Annotated in this window: 13 protein-coding genes and 1 other RNA gene; 5 read left to right on the forward strand and 9 right to left on the reverse strand. The window is 37.2% G+C overall.

Annotated features, from left to right (window positions below; all coding sequences use genetic code 11):
* The first annotated feature begins 5 nt into the window (after nucleotides 1–5).
* From ftsZ to ligA, 5 genes are all read left to right on the forward strand, one after another.
* A complete protein-coding gene (gene ftsZ, locus V5N68_RS04765; protein WP_332066038.1) occupies nucleotides 6–1790 on the forward strand; it encodes a cell division protein FtsZ in 1785 nt (594 codons plus the stop codon).
* Between the two features lie 201 nt (nucleotides 1791–1991).
* Complete coding sequence (gene lpxC / locus V5N68_RS04770; protein ID WP_332066056.1) at nucleotides 1992–2867, forward strand: UDP-3-O-acyl-N-acetylglucosamine deacetylase; 876 nt, start codon at nucleotides 1992–1994, stop codon at nucleotides 2865–2867.
* Nucleotides 2868–3034: 167 nt separating this feature from the next.
* Nucleotides 3035–3934 carry an outer membrane protein assembly factor BamD gene (locus tag V5N68_RS04775; protein WP_332066039.1) on the forward strand — a complete coding sequence of 300 codons (900 nt, stop codon included), beginning with the start codon at nucleotides 3035–3037 and terminating at the stop codon, nucleotides 3932–3934.
* A gap of 6 nt (nucleotides 3935–3940) precedes the next feature.
* Nucleotides 3941–5608, forward strand: coding sequence for a DNA repair protein RecN (gene recN / locus V5N68_RS04780; protein WP_332066040.1), 1668 nt, complete (start codon nucleotides 3941–3943; stop codon nucleotides 5606–5608).
* Between the two features lie 111 nt (nucleotides 5609–5719).
* Nucleotides 5720–7870 carry an NAD-dependent DNA ligase LigA gene (ligA, locus tag V5N68_RS04785; protein ID WP_332066041.1) on the forward strand — a complete coding sequence of 717 codons (2151 nt, stop codon included), beginning with the start codon at nucleotides 5720–5722 and terminating at the stop codon, nucleotides 7868–7870.
* A gap of 162 nt (nucleotides 7871–8032) precedes the next feature.
* Here ligA and V5N68_RS04790 read toward each other — a convergent pair whose 3' ends face one another.
* From V5N68_RS04790 to V5N68_RS04830, 9 genes are all read right to left on the reverse strand, one after another.
* A complete protein-coding gene (locus tag V5N68_RS04790; RefSeq protein ID WP_332066042.1) occupies nucleotides 8033–9859 on the reverse strand; it encodes an aminopeptidase P family protein in 1827 nt (608 codons plus the stop codon).
* A gap of 15 nt (nucleotides 9860–9874) precedes the next feature.
* Nucleotides 9875–10744 (reverse strand): 50S ribosomal protein L11 methyltransferase, encoded by an 870-nt coding sequence (locus V5N68_RS04795; RefSeq protein WP_332066043.1) that lies wholly within the window; start codon nucleotides 10742–10744, stop codon nucleotides 9875–9877.
* A gap of 30 nt (nucleotides 10745–10774) precedes the next feature.
* Entirely contained in the window at nucleotides 10775–11356 is a 582-nt protein-coding gene (locus tag V5N68_RS04800) for an SCO family protein (RefSeq protein WP_332066044.1), read from the reverse strand.
* 605 nt (nucleotides 11357–11961) lie between these two features.
* Nucleotides 11962–14277 (reverse strand): ATP-dependent helicase, encoded by a 2316-nt coding sequence (locus V5N68_RS04805; protein ID WP_332066045.1) that lies wholly within the window; start codon nucleotides 14275–14277, stop codon nucleotides 11962–11964.
* 132 nt (nucleotides 14278–14409) lie between these two features.
* Entirely contained in the window at nucleotides 14410–14661 is a 252-nt protein-coding gene (locus V5N68_RS04810) for a ribbon-helix-helix domain-containing protein (RefSeq protein WP_332066046.1), read from the reverse strand.
* A 12-nt stretch (nucleotides 14662–14673) separates the two neighbouring features.
* Nucleotides 14674–14856 (reverse strand): DUF4169 family protein, encoded by a 183-nt coding sequence (locus V5N68_RS04815; RefSeq protein ID WP_332066047.1) that lies wholly within the window; start codon nucleotides 14854–14856, stop codon nucleotides 14674–14676.
* Nucleotides 14857–14864: 8 nt separating this feature from the next.
* Entirely contained in the window at nucleotides 14865–15413 is a 549-nt protein-coding gene (locus V5N68_RS04820; protein WP_332066048.1) for an SspB family protein, read from the reverse strand.
* Between the two features lie 153 nt (nucleotides 15414–15566).
* Nucleotides 15567–15923: a transfer-messenger RNA gene (gene ssrA, locus V5N68_RS04825) on the reverse strand.
* Nucleotides 15924–16210: 287 nt separating this feature from the next.
* Nucleotides 16211–17533 (reverse strand): MFS transporter, encoded by a 1323-nt coding sequence (locus V5N68_RS04830; protein WP_332066049.1) that lies wholly within the window; start codon nucleotides 17531–17533, stop codon nucleotides 16211–16213.
* Between the last annotated feature and the right edge of the window lie 404 nt (nucleotides 17534–17937).

The following is a 17937-nucleotide window of genomic DNA, read 5'->3' on the forward strand; positions in this document are numbered from 1 at the left end:
AGAAAATGACGATTAATCTGCATCGGCCAGATATCGCGGAGTTGAAGCCACGCATTACCGTTTTTGGCGTTGGTGGTGGCGGCGGAAATGCCGTGAATAATATGATTAATGCTGGTCTTCAGGGAGTTGACTTTGTTGTTGCTAATACGGATGCACAAGCTTTGGCGATGTCAAAAGCTGAGCGTGTAATCCAGCTTGGTGCGGCGGTTACGGAAGGTCTAGGGGCGGGAGCTTTGCCAGAAGTTGGGCAAGCGGCTGCAGATGAATGTATTGATGAAATTATTGACCATCTCGCAGATTCCCATATGGTTTTCATTACTGCAGGTATGGGAGGAGGTACCGGAACAGGAGCAGCGCCTGTTGTTGCTCGCGCTGCACGTGAAAAAGGTATTTTGACCGTTGGTGTTGTGACAAAGCCGTTTCAGTTTGAAGGTGCTCGTCGTATGAAAACGGCAGAGGTTGGTATTGAAGAGCTACAAAAATCGGTTGATACATTGATTGTTATTCCCAACCAAAATCTTTTTCGTATTGCTGATGAAAAAACCACATTTGCTGATGCTTTTGCTATGGCGGATCAGGTGCTTTATTCTGGAGTTGCTTCTATTACGGATTTGATGATTAAAGAGGGGTTAATTAACCTTGATTTTGCTGATGTTCGTTCTGTTATGCATGAAATGGGTCGTGCGATGATGGGAACTGGTGAAGCCTCTGGTGAAGGGCGCGCTTTGGCTGCTGCTGAAGCTGCTATTGCAAACCCACTTTTGGATGATACTTCTATGCGTGGTGCTCGCGGTCTTTTGATTTCCATTACTGGTGGTCGTGATATGACGTTATTTGAAGTAGATGAAGCTGCTAATCGTATTCGTGAAGAAGTGGATGCTGATGCAAATGTGATTTTTGGTGCCATTGATGATGAATCATTGGAGGGTGTTATTCGTGTTTCAGTGGTTGCGACGGGCATAGATCGTGAAGTGAGTGATGTGGTTCAACCTCCTCATCCTAAACTACAAAAACCTGCTGCTCCAATTCGTAAAAATGATCCTGGAATTTCGCAAGGTTCTTTCCATCCCCATCCCCATCCTCATCCTCAGCCATTACGTTCGGAAACAGCAGTGGGAACGGAAAGTCTTGAAGTTGAAATGGAGAAGCCTGTTGAAGAAAAATTTCATCCAAAAAGTCAAATTTTCGCACAGGCTGCAGAAGCAGTCTCTACGCGCAGTATGAATATTCCTTCTTCTGGTTCTGGGGCAGGTGTTGTACATGGGCAAGGGCAGACATTAAATGCACCGCGTATGCAAGTTAATCGCGCCTCTCAGCAGCAGCCTATGTCTTCTGCAGCTGTGGATATGGAAGCAACAGCGCATGCTATTGATGAAATGAAAGGTGTTATGAAGCAGAGTGAAAGGCAACAGGTGCAACAGATGCAGACTCGCTCAATGCCAGTGCGTATGCCTAACTTAAAGGATTTTCCTCCTATGGCTCATAGCCATGATGATAAATCCTTTTCTGATGATCAAGGTCCTCGTAATCTTTGGCAGCGTTTAAAGCAGAGTTTAACATCTCGTGAAGAATCTGAACCAGAAGCTCGATTGGAACCTGCTGTGAGATATTCTCAACAACAAGCAGCTCATGTTTATAATAAAAATTCTCAAGCATTTTCTCAAGAAGCTTCTAGCTATGTCCCACGTCGATCTGGTGAGTTGCATCCGCATGCATCTCAAGATCAGCGTACTATAAGTGAAGAGGATCAATTAGAAATACCAGCTTTTTTACGTCGTCAAGTACAATAGTTGGAAATTTAATAAAATGAGAAAAAAGAGTTTTTTATTCTTTTATAGTTAGATAAAAATGTTATACAGATCAATTTTCTGTACTTTTGGGGAAGTTTTTATGCTTTTTATAAACCCGCTTGTTATAAGCGGGTTTCTTATTGGTTATAGCTATATAATTTTTTAATATTTTAAAAAGAGTATAAAAATTAATGAAATAAGATCATGAAATTAATGCAAAAATATCAATCCACTCTTAAAAACACAGTAATATTTCAGGGTTACGGTATTCATAGTGGGCGTTTGTCTACGGTAAAAATTTGTCCAGCAGATGTTGGGTGTGGTATTATTTTTAAACGTTATGGAGAGGGTGGAACAGAACGAATATTTCAAGCAAAGGCATCAGAAATAGGTGAAGTTGAATTATCAACAGTGCTTGGATGCGGAGATGCAAGAATTGAAACAATTGAGCATTTAATGGCTGCAATTGCAGCTTATAATTTAGATAATCTTATTATTGAGGTCTTAGGTAATGAGATACCTATTTTAGATGGTTCTTCATGGCAGTATTGCCAAGGTTTTGAAGAAGTTGGTGTTGTACAGCAAGATGCTTTACGCTTTTATTATATTATAAAGAAGCCATTGCGGGTTGAAGTCGGAAGTAGCATTGCAGAATTTTTGCCATTTAATGGGTGTCATTTTGATGTAACGATTTCTTTTTCTTCTTCTTCTATTGGTAAGCAGCAATTGAATTTTGATCTTACTGCACAAGGATTTCGCGATAATTTGGCACGTGCACGTACTTTTGGTTTTATCAAAGATGTCGAAAAATTACGTGCTGTTGGAAAAGGACAAGGTGCTTCTTTAGAAAATGCTCTCATTATTGGTCTTAATGATGAAGTTATTAATCCCGGTGGTCCATACTGGAAGGATGAATATGTTAGGCATAAAATGCTCGATGCAGTTGGTGATACTGCTTTGCTTGGAGCTCCTTTTATTGGTTTATTTCGTTCATATTGCAGTGGGCATAGGGTTAATATACAATTGGTTCGGGATCTTTTGGAAAATCAATCATGTTATGAAAAGATCCATTTATAAATAAAATGAGAGAAAAAATTCGAAAGATTTTATTGTAGTCTTTGGATTTTTAAGGGGATGATTGACCTAGGCTTGTAAATTAGTTAGTGGGTTTAAAAGTGATGTGTTATAAAATCTTTTACAAATAATTTTCGCTACAAGGTGTGTTTCTGGAGGCCAAAAAAAATATGACTAAATCTCACATACGTATTAGCAATATGGCATATGGGAAATTTAATTTTAATATTGTGTGCAAAGTGTTGAACGGGGTTCTTTTGAGTAGCACTTTTTTGTTAGCAGGTTGTTTATTCAAAGATAAAAATACTCTCCCTTCATCTGCATATGTTTTAAAAATTGATCCACCGGATGTTTTGTATAATCAAGCTCTTGATAATCTTAACAGTGGGCGACTTGGTGAGGCAGCAAAAAAGTTTCTTACGATTGAAACGCAGTACGCTTATACTAAGTGGGGTCGCAAATCCTTAGTGATGGGGGCTTTTACAAATTATCGACTAGCTAAATACGATGATGCAATTATCATGGCTCAGCGTTACATTACTCTTTATCCTGGGGCAGATGATTTAGCTTATGCTTATTATATTATTGGTCTTTCTTCTTTTAATCAAATTCTTGATGTTACACGCGATCAAAGAGGAACTAAGCGTGCTATTGCTGCTATGCAGCTTCTCGTTGAACGTTATCCAAACTCTAAATATGTTGTAGATGCAAAAGCTAAAATACGTTTTGGGCGTGAGCAATTGGCTGGTCATGAAATGCAGGTTGGTCGTTATTATGAAGAAGGACGGCGCTATCTTGCAGCAAGTAAAAGATTTCGTAAAGTTGTTGAGGAATATTCAGATACCAATCAAATTGAAGAAGCTCTTTTTCGCTTAACTGAAGTTAATCTTGCACTTGGGTTGGTCACGGAAGCTCAAACAGCAGCTGCTATTTTAGGACGTAACTACCCCAAAAGTGAATGGTATAAATTTTCTTATAATTTACTGAAAAAACACAAGGTATTGCCACAGGAACATAGGTCTTCTTGGATATCACAAGCTTTGAGTAGCGATAAACATAGGGTACATTGATTCTATATGTTAGTACAGCTTTCGATTCATGATATTGTTTTGATCGAAACGCTCGATATTCATTTTACGGCAGGTTTATCGGTTTTAACTGGAGAAACTGGCGCAGGGAAATCTATTTTACTTGATGCTTTATCTCTCGCTCTTGGTGGACGTGGAGATGCTTCACTTGTACGTCAGGGTGTGGCACAAGGGCAGGTAACAGCTGTTTTTGATGTACCTATTTCACATCCTGCACGGAAGATTATTTGTGAAAACGGGTTTGATGATGAAGGTGATATTATTTTACGCCGTATACAGTCAAGTGATGGCCGTAGTCGTGTTTTCATTAATGATCAGGTGGCTAGTGTTGCGTTAATGCGGAGTGTCGGGCGTTTGTTGGTTGAAATTCACGGACAGCATGATGATCGTGCGCTTGTTGATGTTTCTGTGCATCGCCAGTTATTAGATGCTTTTGGTGGACTTGAAAGTGAAGCAGAAGATTTACGTCAATGTTATCAGGTATGGCGTGAATTTGAAGATCGTTTGCAGGAACAGCGTATTAAAGTAGAAAATTCTGTTCGTGAAGTTGATTATCTGCGTGCGTGTGTGGAAGAGCTTAATAAGCTTAATTTTCAAATTGGAGAAGAGGATACTTTATCTCTTCGTCGTGCAGATATGCTAAAACTAGAAAAAATAGCAACAGATATTAAGGAGGCAGATGATCTTTTAAGTGGTTCGAAATCACCAATCCCTGTTCTCTCTAATTTAGTGAGACGTTTAGAGAGAAAGATTCCTGAAGCACAAGAATTGATTGCGCCTATAGTGAAGTCTATTGATGATGCATTACATGCACTTGCTACAGCTCAAGAAGGTATAGAAGTGGCAATGCAGGAATTGGATTTTGATACCGATGAATTAGAACGAGTAGAAGAACGCCTTTTTGCTCTTCGGGGGATCGCTCGTAAATACCAGGTTTCTTCTGATGAATTAATCCAGTTACGTGATAAAATGGATACTGAACTTATTAGTTTTGAGGAAGCTCAGATCATATTGGTGCGCTTTGAAAATGAGGCGAGGGAAGCGCAAAAAAAATATGATGAATTAGCGCAAGCGTTATCAATAAAGCGTCGAGAAGTAGCAAATCGATTGTCTGAAAGTGTTATGGCAGAGTTGCCTGCATTGAAATTAGAAAAGGCAGAATTTATTGTTGAAGTGCAGAGTGATGCTGAAAAACGTAGTGCTGAAGGTATAGATCGTGTTGAATATTGGGTTCGGACAAATCCTGGGACACGGGCGGGGCCAATGTTCAGTGTAGCTTCTGGTGGTGAATTGTCTCGTTTTTTATTGGCGTTAAAGGTTGTTTTATCTGATCGTGGATCTGCTCCTACGCTGATTTTTGATGAAATTGACACGGGAGTTGGTGGAGCTGTTGCTGCTGCTATTGGGCAACGGTTGCAACGGTTATCAAAAACTGTTCAGGTTTTTGCTATTACGCATGCACCGCAGGTGGCATCAAAGGCTCATAGCCATTTTCTTATTTCAAAAGTTACGAGTAGTGATGAAGGGCGTTTTATTACGGCTGTTCATAAAATGGAAGAGCATGAGCGTGCAGAAGAGATTGCACGGATGTTAGCGGGGGAACGGATTACTGAAGAGGCACGCGCAGCTGCTCAAAAGCTTCTTGCACAGACATAATTCATAATCAACGAAACAATACTGATGAGAATGCGTTTATGTGTCTATTCATGGTGTAAGGAATTTGGATTCTTATGGCCATTAATTAGTCTATGATTTGGAATAGATTTTATGAAAAAGGATGAACTTAAAAATTTAACTGCTCTTGCTGCAAAAAATGAATTAGAATGGTTAGCAAAAGAGATTGCGCGTCATGATGTTCTTTATAATACTGATGATCATCCTGAAATTTCTGATGCGGAATATGATTCTTTGCGTCGTCGGAATGCTGAAATTGAATCTTTATTTCCTGAATTGATTCGATCTGATTCTCCTTCACATAAAATTGGAGCACCGGTTTCTGAAAAATTTGAGAAAGTTGTGCATGCACAAGCGATGCTTTCACTTGATAATGCATTTAATTTAAAAGATGTTAGCGAATTTATTGAACGTATTCGTCGTTTTTTACGATTGCCCAAAATGCAGACGTTGGAAATAACAGCTGAACCAAAGATTGATGGTTTATCTTTGTCTTTACGTTATGAAAAAGGGAGGCTTATACGCGCTGCAACACGGGGTGATGGAAATGTAGGTGAAAATGTTACTGCAAATGCAAAAACAATTTCTGGCGTTCCAAAAATCTTGTGCGGTAAATACCCCGAGATTATTGAGGTTCGCGGTGAAGTTTATATGGGGAAAAAAGATTTTCAAATACTTAATGTAAGTCAACAGGAAAATGAAAAGTTTGTCTTTGCTAACCCTAGAAATGCAGCGGCTGGTTCTTTGCGTCAGCTTGATTCACGTATCACTGCTAGCAGGAAGCTTCAATTTTTTGCTTACGCTTGTGGCGAAGTAAGTGAAATGTTTGCGGAAAGCCAAATGGGTATGATAAAAAAATTAAAAGAATATGGTTTTATTATCAATCCATTAACAAAAGTATTTACAACGGTTGAAGATATTATGTCATATTACCATGATATTGAAGAATATCGTCATTCTTTAGATTATGATATTGATGGTGTTGTCTATAAAGTTAATGATTTGGCACTGCAAATGCGTTTGGGATTTGTATCTCGTTCGCCACGGTGGGCAATTGCGCATAAATTTCCAGCAGAAAAAGCTATGACGCTTTTGGAAAGCATTGATATTCAGGTCGGTAGAACAGGTGCATTAACTCCTGTTGCGCGTTTGTCTCCTATCACGATTGGTGGTGTGGTGATTACGAATGCTAGTTTGCATAATGAAGATTATATTAAGGGGATTGGTCATAAAGGTGAGTTAATTCGTGAAGGACGTGATATCCGTGTAGGAGATAGTGTGATTGTCCAACGTGCTGGTGATGTAATACCTCAAATTGTAGATGTTATTATTAAAAAGCGTCCTAAAAATTCTTCTTCTTTTGTTTTTCCTCATTTGTGTCCTGCTTGCGGAAGTCATGCTGTTCGTGAAGAAGGGGAAGTTGTGCGCCGGTGTACAGGCGGACTTATTTGTCCAGCGCAAGCGATTGAGCGTATTCGTCATTTTGTTTCGCGCGATGCTTTTGATATTGAGGGGCTTGGTAAAAAGCAGGTAGAGTTCTTCTTTAATGTTCAAGATAGAGCGCTTTGTATTCAGACACCAGTTGATATTTTTACTTTACAACGACGTCAAGAAAAGTCTTTGACACGTTTGGAAAATATAGAGGGTTTTGGTGCTGTTTCAGTGAATAAACTTTATGATGCTATTAATTCCCGTCGAAAAATTTCTTTGAATCGTTTTTTATTAGCGTTAGGAATTCGCCATGTTGGAGCGGTTAATGCACGGCGTCTTGCACGCGCGTATCAAAGTTATACAGCTTTTGAGACTGTGGCGATGGCAGCCACTATGCCGTGTGATGAGGGGGGAGAAGAGGGTAATGAAGCTTGGAAAGAGCTTACCAATATCGAAGGGATTGGATCTCATGTAGGTAAGGCGATTGTTAATTTTTATAAAGAAGTACACAATCGTGAAATTGTATCTTCTTTGCTTAGAGAGGTTATGCCTTTTTATAAGGAAGATTTGATAGTATCTCATTCGCCAATAGCAGGAAAGATAATTGTTTTTACGGGAACTTTACAAAGTATGTCACGTGATGAGGCTAAAGTATTGGCAGAACGATTAGGTGCTAAAACGTCTAGTTCTATTTCTAAAAAAACGGATATTCTTGTTGCAGGGCTTGATGCGGGGTCAAAACTGATTAAGGCTCAAGAATTAGGTATAAAGATTATGGATGAAGACGCTTGGCTTCAGTCGGTTGAAAGATAAGATTTTTCTTTTTGAATACGTTATTTTCGTTATTTTGCCGAGAGCTTTTATTTTATTTTTAAATATTTTGGATAAAATCACTTGTATCAGAAATATTTTTATATTTCTGATACAAGTGAAAAAGTGATCTTTTATAGGAATAAATAGAGAGCATTAATTTATTTAGAGAGGCATTGTTGCTTCTCGTGCCCATTTTTTGTCTTCCTCATTTAAATAAGGTTCATTGACGTGATAAACATGAGCGTGGTAATCATTAAGCCACTGTTTTTCTTGTAGGGTCAAAAGTTCTGGTAGAATTAGCTTTCGATCAATGGGACAATTTGTGAGTGTTTCAAACGATAACATCTCTATATCTCCATCGTTAATTTTTTGTGCGGGCTTCACAATCATTAAATTTTCAATACGGATACCAAAAGCATTTTCGCGATAATACCCAGGTTCATTAGAGACAATCATTCCAGGTATTAATTCTTGTTTTCCACGACGCGAAATATTTTGTGGTCCTTCATGAACAGAGAGGTAAGATCCAACTCCGTGACCAGTTCCATGGGCATAATCAAAACCAGCTTTCCACAATGCAATGCGTGCTAAGACATCAATATCTTGCCCGCGCGTGCCTTTTGGAAATCGTGCGGTTGAAAGAGCAATCATACCTTTGAGGACAAGAGTAAAACAGCGTTTTTCTTCTCTTTTAATATCCCCAATTGCTACTGTGCGCGTAACATCTGTTGTACCATCACGGTATTGTCCACCTGAATCAACAAGATAAAGCTCACCTGCATTTAATGGTTTATTAGTTTCAGTTGTTACACGATAATGAATAATTGCACCATTTGCACCCGATCCTGAGATTGTATCAAAGGATAGGTTTTCGAGTTTTGTTCCTATTTCCTTTGCTGTTGTTATGCGAAATTCTTCTAATTTTTGAGCAGAAGAAATTTCATTGACTGTGCCGGGTGTTTGTCTATCTAGCCAAGAAAGAAAACGGGTTAGTGCTACCCCATCGCGCAGATGAGCTTTACGTGCGCCATCTAATTCTGCTGCATTTTTAACAGCACGTGGTAGGGCAGCAGGGTCAGTCAGAGGGACGAAATATTTACCTTCTTCTTCAATAACAATGCGTAATTTATCACATGCCAGTCGTGGGTCTAAGGCAAAAGTCATTCCTCTTTGGGCATAATCCTTTATTTTTGAAATTAGCTGTTCTGGTTGAAGTAATTTTGTATAATTTTCTAGATATTGCTTCTCTTTTATACCAAGCTTTTTGTTATCAATAAATAAGGTGGGCGTTTCTTTTATTGGAATGAGAGCAAAGCAAAGAGAAAGAGGTGTATTGGAGACATCATTACCGCGTATATTGAATGTCCATGCAATAGAGGAAGGATCTGTAAAAATAAAAGCATCTGCATTCGCTTGTTGTATATTTTTACGAATTAGTTCTAATTTTTCATCGGTGCTATAGCCTGCATATTTGAGAGGCTGAATTGATAAAGCCGATTGTGGTAGGGGCGGTTGATTATGCCAGATCAAGTCAATAGGATTGGATTGAACTACGATAAGTCTTCCATTTGTTGCGGTTTCTAATGCTTTTTTCAATAAATTTACTTCAGTAATTGTGTGAAGCCACGGATCAAAACCAATAGAAAGTTTTTCTTTATTTTGTTCAAGCCATTTAGATGGTGGACAAGTTACTAAGTCTTCATAGTCGAAAATATGCGGATCCGTTTGTTGACGAACTTGGAGCTTATAACGACCATCTGTGAATATAATGGCTTTATTTTTTAAAATGAGTGCAATACCTGCTGATCCAGTAAAACCAGTTAGCCAGCTGAGGCGTTGAGCATGTGGAGGAACATATTCTCCTTGATGCTCATCTGCACGTGGAACAAGAAAACCATCCAGTCCAAGGCGGTTGAGCTCTTTACGAAGAGAAGAAATGCGTTCTGCAGCATAAGTTGGATTTGTCTTCGCCTCAAAAGATTGATACATAAAAATGTCCTTTTTTTATCTTAAGTGTATAGTAACCCATCCTTGATGGTTGTATGTTTCAATGTGTTTTAGGCTCTGATTGACATAAGCTTCTAAAACATGACCACATTGTTCTTCGACAATTCCGGATAATATAAGAGATCCATTTTCTTTGAGTGCTTGTCTTATATCTTGTGCAAGCTCAATGAGAGGGTTTGCTAGAATATTTGCAACAATGAGATCAAAGGGAGCATGTGATGTAATTGTATTATGGTTAAGGCCTGTGGCTGTTACAGTTGTAATATATTTTTGTACATCATTAAGTTGGATATTGTGTTGTGCAATTTTAATAGAAATTGGATCAATATCAGATGCAAGTATGGGAATGGGCTTAAGCTTTGCGATGCCAATAGCGAGTACACCACTACCTGTGCCAAGATCAAGAGCATTTTGTGGATTTTCATTTTGTACTACTTTAGCTATCATTTCTAAACAGCCGGCTGTCGTTCCATGGTGCCCTGTACCAAAAGCTTGATTAGCTTCAATTTCAATGGGAAGAACATGATGTGGAATATCATTTCGATGATGGCTGCCATGAAGAAAAAAAGGTCCTGCACGTACAGGTGTTAATCCTTCTAGACTCTTTTTTACCCAATCAATATTGGGCAAAATTTCTATGTTAATTTTATTAGTATCTAAAGATAGAATATGTGCAAAGCGCTGTAAGGAGCTTTCTTGATTTATTGTGTCTACGTAAAGTGATAGTTCATATATAGCATTTTTTTCATCTATTTCCACAAGAGCAAGAGGGTATCCTTCTTCATCAAAGGCTTCTTCTATGAGAGTATAAAACCGCTCTGCTTCGCTTTTATAAGCGGCATAATACAAACGAACTTGTTGAGACATTATATTCTTTCTTCTGGATGGCTTTACAGTTTATTTTGAAGCCAATTTTTTAAGCCGTTTAAGGGCAATATCATCTTCTAACTCATAGTCACTTTCTTTTGTATTATAAGGGATAGTTCCAGCCAGCTTTCCACCTTTTTTTAGTAAGAAAATTGCTGCCGTATGACTATAAGTATAGTCTTCATCGGCTCCAGGTATTTTTTCAGCAACTACGTTAAAAGAATCTATCATTTTATGAACTTTTTCGGGATCTCCGCTGATACCAATAATTTTATTATTAAAGTTATTGAGATAGTCATGAAGTACTTCTGGGGTATCACGTTCAGGATCAACAGTAACAAACCATACGTTTAAATTATCAGCATCTGGTCCAAGTTCTGTTAGCCATCGATCAAGATTGGTTAGTGTAGTAGGACAAACTTCAGGACACATGGTAAAGCCAAAAAAAACGACTGATGGCTTTTCGCGAATATCAGCTTCAGTGATAGTTCTTCCATTAGAATCCGTTAGTATGAAATTATCACCTAAAGGTTTGTTTTTATACGCATCATAAATAAAAACTCCAGCAAGGAAAATGATCGTTATCCCCAAGATGCGCATTACATTTTTCATAGCTAACTCTCTTTAAATATCAAATTGGGCGGGTTAATTCTACTGCTTTTGTATCATCGATTGCATTTGTTTAATTAGTACAGTCTCTCACATTCTTTGCTGAAAAACAATCGGTATAATGAAGTAAATAAACGCTTAGAAAAATTTTTAACTTTAAAAACCCTTAACGGGTACTATGCTAATATGATTGTATGGCTATAAATTGGCGTGGTATACAGAAATAAATTGGCAGATATTTTATTAATCGTGGGAAAAGAATGGCATTAGAGTTATTTATAGAGGATGTTATCTGTTCTTTATATAACGTAAAATATTAAAGTAGATTTTGAAGAACAGTTTTAATGCTTAAATGATATATTATTCTCGTTAACATTTTCTCTGTGTAGCATTAAATGATCTTTTTTCTAAAACATTATATGAAATGCGCTATTTGACCGGTTATGCTATGGATCGGTACGCCTTAAAATTGAGGGTAATATATTACCTTTAACATCAAGATTTGCTCTGGAATTTTTACAAAATAACCATCAAGAAGAGCTCAAAATAAAAGGGGGAGAAAGAGCTTTTAGTTGAAAGAAATAGCTTTCATTATACATAATATACTTTTAAGCTTTTTTAACAAAGTTATCGAGCACACGTTTTTCACCGGCTTTTTCGAACATAATAGTTAATTTACGATCATCTATTGCTGAAATACGACCATAACCAAATTTTATGTGAAAAACTTTATCGTTAATTAGAAAATTTGATGGTGCATCAGATGTTGAGTGGATGGTAACTTTTTCGTCAATTTTTTTTTGCGTTGAATAACCATTATAGTATGGCTGTGCCTTCTTAAAGCGCAGTTTTCCATATTCGCCATAAGATGTTTCTGTCTCGACTACTTCTATATGCTCTTCTGGTAATTCATCAAGAAAGCGAGAAGGAATTGAAGATTGCCAAAGTCCATGAATTCTTCGATTGGATACAAACCATATATGTAAATGTTTTTTTGCTCTTGTTAGCCCTACATAAGCTAATCGTCTCTCTTCTTCTAATCCTAAGCGCCCACCTTCATCTAATGATCGTTGATGAGGGAAAAGTCCTTCTTCCCAGCCAGGAAGAAAAACTGTTTCAAATTCAAGTCCTTTGGCTGAGTGAAGAGTCATAATGTTGATGGCGTCTATATTTTTTTCATTATTTTCAGAATCCATTACCAGTGCAACATGTTCTAAAAAACTATGCAGACTTTCAAACTGCTCCATAGAACGGACCATTTCTTTGAGATTTTCTAGTCTTGTTGGTGCTTCTGGTGAACGATCCTCTAACCACATAGCAGTATAACCTGATTCATCAAGGATTATTTCAGCAAGCTCTTTGTGGTGTGTGTATTGTAACATCTTTTTCCAGCGTTGAAAATCCTCAATGATGCTTCGTAAAGAACTGCGGGCTTTAGGAGTTAACTCATCTGTTTCAATTATTTCAGAAGCTGCAACAAAGAGTGGAATAGCACGTGCACGTGCACTTTCATGAAGATAGCGTAAAGTTGCATTACCTAAACCACGTTTAGGTGTATTGATAATGCGTTCAAAAGCTAAATCATCTGCTGGTTGAAAAACAACGCGTAAATAAGCCATAGCATCACGGATTTCCATTCGCTCATAAAAGCGTGGTCCACCAATAACGCGGTAATGAAGACCAAGTGTTACAAAACGATCTTCAAATTCGCGTATTTGAAATGATGCTCGCACTAATATGGCCATATGATTTAATGAATGGCCAGCTTTGTGTGCTCTTTCAATTTCTTCCCCTATTGCCCGTGCTTCTTCTCCTGAATCCCATGCTGTATGAATCTTTACTTTCTCTTCTTCAGTTTTGATTTTATTGGAAAAAAGTGTTTTTCCTAATCTTCCCTGATTATGAGAAATGAGATGAGAAGCTGTTTTAAGAATGTGTGACGTTGAACGATAATTATGTTCTAAACGAATAATTTTTGCAGAAGGAAAATCTTTTTCAAAGCGCAATATATTTTCAATTTTAGCACCACGCCATCCATAAATAGATTGATCATCATCGCCGACATAACAAAGATTGACATGTTGTTTTTGGGGTTGTTGAGCCAAAAGACGAAGCCAAAGATATTGTGCTGTATTCGTATCTTGATACTCATCTACAAGAATATAGCGAAATTTAGAGTGATATTCGTGAAGAATATTCGGGTGATGTTGGAAAATAGAGGTGGGATGAAGAAGAAGATCGCCAAAATCACAAGCATTAAGGCTTTTTAATCTATTTTGATAATCGCAATAAAGTTTGCGCCCCATGCCATTTCCAAAAGAATAAGAATCACTTTCTGAAATATGTTCTGGTGAAAGTCCTTGATTTTTCCAAGAATCAATCATCATAGCGAAATTACGTGCTGGCCACCGTTTATCATCTAATCCTTCAGCTTGAATGAGTTGTTTTAAAAGACGAATAACATCATCGCGATCAAGAATTGTAAAATTGTTTTTCAAACCAACAAGTTCTGCATGGTATCGTAAAATTTTTGCCCCAGTGGAATGGAATGTTCCGAGCCAGGGCATACCTTCAACTGTTTCTCCAATAAGTTCACCAATACGCATTTTCATTTCACGTGCAGCTTTATTCGTGAAAGTTACAGCAAGTATCTGCTTATGCGATGCAAGTCCAGAGCGCAAAATATGAACAATGCGAGTGGTTAGAACGCGTGTTTTTCCAGTACCAGCACCGGCAAGAACCAAAAGAGGCCCTTCTGTATACATGACAGCTTGTTTTTGTGCAGGATTGAGTTTTTCTAAATAATCGATATTACACTGTGTTTTTTCTTCTACTGTTAAATCGTTTGTGGCTAATCCAGAGTTATTCTTATGGGCAAGAATCTCATCTTCAAAAAATGGTTTATGATCGGAAAAATTACTCATTGCACCTTTGGTGTACTACTTTTTTGATTTAAACGCTAGATATAAAAAAGAAAGAAAACCATATTAATAAAGAAAGGAAATCGTAATAATTGAGATTAAAAACAAATTGTCAAAGCAACAAAAGCATTAATATTAAAGACGTTGAGTCAGAATGCTTTGAAGTGCGTAAACGCGCAATGAAGCTGAAAGCTTTATCTGCGGTGGTTTTTTTCTGTCAATATCAGTGATAATAAAAGCTAAAGATTGTCCTTTTTTATGCGCTATATCCTTAAGGATTTCGATGAATGGTTGTTCTAAAGATACACTTGTTGGATGTCCATCAATTCGGACAGATATTTTTTTAGGGACCGCTTTAGACCAATCGATAAGGCTATTAATATGCATTCTCTATCTACTTTATTCCTCATTGCGTAAATGATTTTGATCAAGAAACTTCTTCAGCTTTAAGGCTTCTTTTTTTTCAAAAATTTTCTCAGCTTTTGTTCTACCAAAACGATAGCGATTTTCTTCGGCATGAACAGCTTGTTTTATACGTTTTTTTTGTTTTCGAAAATGACGAAGATTAATTAGTTCAGCCATGAATAAACTTATTTGTTTTTTCGAAAAGAATCCAAAGAAACGACATCAGCACTTTGTTTGGTATCATTATTTGATGGTTCTTTTTCTGTTTTAGTATCTTGCTCTTTTGTTATAATATTTTCCTTCTTGAGCTTATTTGGCGGAATGACAGAGGTACAAGTAGAGTTTTCTAAGCTTTCATCTTCTCCGGTAGAAAGATTGGAAGGTAAATCAAATGCTGCTTCAAATGCTGCTACAGGATCATAGAACACTTGGATAGAAGTAAAAGGAATTATCAATTTTTCACTAATTTCTTGAAAAGATAGCGTTACCTCAAAAGCAGTTTCCGATACACTTAAATTTCTAAATTGATGTTGTAGTACGATTGTTATCTGCTCAGGGTAGCGGTTTTTGAGCCGAGTAGAAATTTTTACGCCTGGTGCATTTGTCAAAAAAGTAATAAAAAAGTGGTGCTTTCCCGGAAGTCCTGCTTTAGAAACCTCCAATAAAACTTTACGTATCACTCCACGCAGTGCATCCTGAACGAGAACATCGTAACGGATTTGATCTTGAACCATTGAAGTTTATTCCTTTTATTTAACAAAATCTCTCTCTCTGAGTATGAATGATAGTTGCATAATAAGATATTTTATTTTCGACGCACCTAATGTCGATAAAAACATAAAATGTATGACAAATAATATCCGAAAGATCAATTATAATCCTTTAAAAGTGAAGGCTTCTGTTGCCAGGTGCCTCCGAACCCCGCTTAAATCTGCGACGATTTAAGGCTTAATTTGAAACATTCGCACCGCATTACGCAGCGAGACGTGCTTCCGCATAGTTGTCGTTTGCAACTACTAACTTAGTCCGATAACGGTGGTACTATGCCGAGTAAAAAAGCAATCTTTACGCCCTTGTCGATCCTATTTCGCCCCCATCAAAACATAACTTTTACCTTTTATATTTTGGTGGAGGCGCCGGGTACCGCCCCCGGGTCCAATGAGTTTATTGCATTGTTCATTTATTACCATAGTTGGCGAACCAACTCTCTAAATATAGATGAAGAATAGTCTTTAGAAAAGGGGGGAAGGTAATATTTTAAGTTATTTAATGGCTACCAAGATTATATGGTTCAGTTTAAATACCGGTTTAGTGTTTGAAAAGCGGATGTTCCAAATAATAAGTGGTTTAGCAGAATTGAATTCTATCGTAGAGTTTTCATGAATCTGTGATAAAATAACTTAATCATCGCTTATTCAGCGATGATTAAGTAAAAGAACGCATTATCAATTGATAATTCAACAATTAAATGCATTCGGTAAAGCAATATTAAATGTATTTTTCATAATAAAAAAATTTATTGGGATTTCTCTTACTTTGTATCGAATTTAGGAACTATTGCTTCATTTAGATATCCTCCTTTTCTAACATCTGGTATCAAAATGAGCGCAATTAACGCCATAATCATGACGCCTGTTATGTAAAAATAAAAGACTGATTCATATCCAATACTTTTTAATTCAAGAGCAACATATTCAGCAGAACCACCAAGCAATGCATTCCCAATAGCATGAGACATTCCGACTCCGAGTGTTCTTATTGAAGAAGGAAACATCGCCGATTTTATGATTCCAGAGATGGATGTATAAAAACTTAAAATACAAAGGAGCCCAAGAATAGCGAATAGGGCAACCCATGGGCTGTTAGTGCTGCCTATCAATCTCATTCCGGGGAATGTCAAAATGGTCGTTAATACACCCCAGATGAGGGCTACATTTTTTACCCCAATTTTATCAGCTAAAATACCACATAAAGGTTGCATTAGCATAAAAATAAAGAGTGCAGCAGTCATTATAGTCGTGGCAGTATGTTTATCAACTCCGGTTGTTGTGATCAGATATTTTTGCATATAAGTTGTATAGGTGTAAAATGTAAGTGATCCCCCGGCTGCAAAAATAACAAGTAAAAAGAAAGGTTTTTTATAATTTTTTAGAAGCTCTTTAATGCTTCCAGTCTGTTTTTGAGAACGGCTTTCTCTAGTGGTCGTTTCATGAAGAAAGCGGCGTAGATAAACAGAAACAATTCCTAATATCCCACCAATCGCAAAAGGAATACGCCAACCCCACGCTTTTAACTGATCTTCTGTGAGATAGGATGCTAAAATGAATATAATCAGGGTGCCTATTAGTTGCCCTCCAATGAGTGTGCCAGACTGAAAAGAGGCAACAAATCCGCGATGATTTTTTAGAGCGATTTCACTCATATAAGTTGCGGTTGTCCCATATTCACCGCCTGCTGAAAGTCCTTGCAGCATACGCAAAAAAAGCAGTAAAACTGCTGCTGTTATTCCAATGGTCTCATAAGTGGGAAGAATAGCAATTAAAAAAGAGCCCCCGCACATCATAAATACAGAAATAAGCAAGGATTTTTTTCGCCCATAGCGATCAGAAATAAATCCGAATAGCCAACTGCCTATTGGACGCATAAGAAAACCAATAAAAAAAACAGCAGAAGCTTTTAAAAGCTCTGTAACGACATCACCATTTGAAGGAAAAAACTGTGATGCAAAATAGATAGATGTAAAAGAGTAAATATAAAAATCATACCACTCAACTAAATTTCCGGATGCACTAGCAATAATAGATAAAACACGATTTTTTGTATCATATGACTCTAAAATTTCTTTATTTTTCATAAATTTATCCCCTCATTTATTATTCTTATAGAGTGTTCCCTGGAGAGGCTGTTTACAGTATTTTGTCTTTTGCGTCAAAATGGAAATGTTATCATGGCAGCTTCTTATATGCACTGCCTCGGAAAAGAGGCTTAAATTATATTTTAATTTTTTCTCTTTGTAATAAATAAAACTATCAACAATGCTGATATAAAAGTTCCCCCAATTTTTTTATTTTACATCTTGAGTTATAGTGTTTGTTATACAAGATCAACCTGACGTAGGAGTATAAAATGAGTTTTTGTATCAGATGCGCTGTGATTTACAGTCTAGAATTTTTATTATTTCTTGTTCTGTCACTCTTATAAACAAGATGGATGTTTTAAAAAGTAAATCAAATATTTTTGATTTTGAATGCATTGAAT

It is taken from the genome of Bartonella eidoli (genome assembly GCF_036576145.1).
Lineage (GTDB): Bacteria > Pseudomonadota > Alphaproteobacteria > Rhizobiales > Rhizobiaceae > Bartonella.

Excerpts from the sequence above, each read along its gene's own strand:
- recN (WP_332066040.1), top strand. The coding sequence starts at position 3,941 with ATGTTAGTACAGCTTTCGATTCATGATATTGTTTTGATCGAAACGCTC.
- ftsZ (WP_332066038.1), top strand. The coding sequence starts at position 6 with ATGACGATTAATCTGCATCGGCCAGATATCGCGGAGTTGAAGCCACGC.
- V5N68_RS04830 (WP_332066049.1), bottom strand. The coding sequence starts at position 17,533 with ATGAAAAATAAAGAAATTTTAGAGTCATATGATACAAAAAATCGTGTT.
- V5N68_RS04795 (WP_332066043.1), bottom strand. The coding sequence starts at position 10,744 with ATGTCTCAACAAGTTCGTTTGTATTATGCCGCTTATAAAAGCGAAGCA.
- ligA (WP_332066041.1), top strand. The coding sequence starts at position 5,720 with ATGAAAAAGGATGAACTTAAAAATTTAACTGCTCTTGCTGCAAAAAAT.
- V5N68_RS04810 (WP_332066046.1), bottom strand. The coding sequence starts at position 14,661 with ATGCATATTAATAGCCTTATCGATTGGTCTAAAGCGGTCCCTAAAAAA.
- V5N68_RS04775 (WP_332066039.1), top strand. The coding sequence starts at position 3,035 with ATGACTAAATCTCACATACGTATTAGCAATATGGCATATGGGAAATTT.
- V5N68_RS04800 (WP_332066044.1), bottom strand. The coding sequence starts at position 11,356 with ATGAAAAATGTAATGCGCATCTTGGGGATAACGATCATTTTCCTTGCT.
- V5N68_RS04820 (WP_332066048.1), bottom strand. The coding sequence starts at position 15,413 with ATGGTTCAAGATCAAATCCGTTACGATGTTCTCGTTCAGGATGCACTG.
- V5N68_RS04815 (WP_332066047.1), bottom strand. The coding sequence starts at position 14,856 with ATGGCTGAACTAATTAATCTTCGTCATTTTCGAAAACAAAAAAAACGT.
- V5N68_RS04790 (WP_332066042.1), bottom strand. The coding sequence starts at position 9,859 with ATGTATCAATCTTTTGAGGCGAAGACAAATCCAACTTATGCTGCAGAA.
- V5N68_RS04805 (WP_332066045.1), bottom strand. The coding sequence starts at position 14,277 with ATGAGTAATTTTTCCGATCATAAACCATTTTTTGAAGATGAGATTCTT.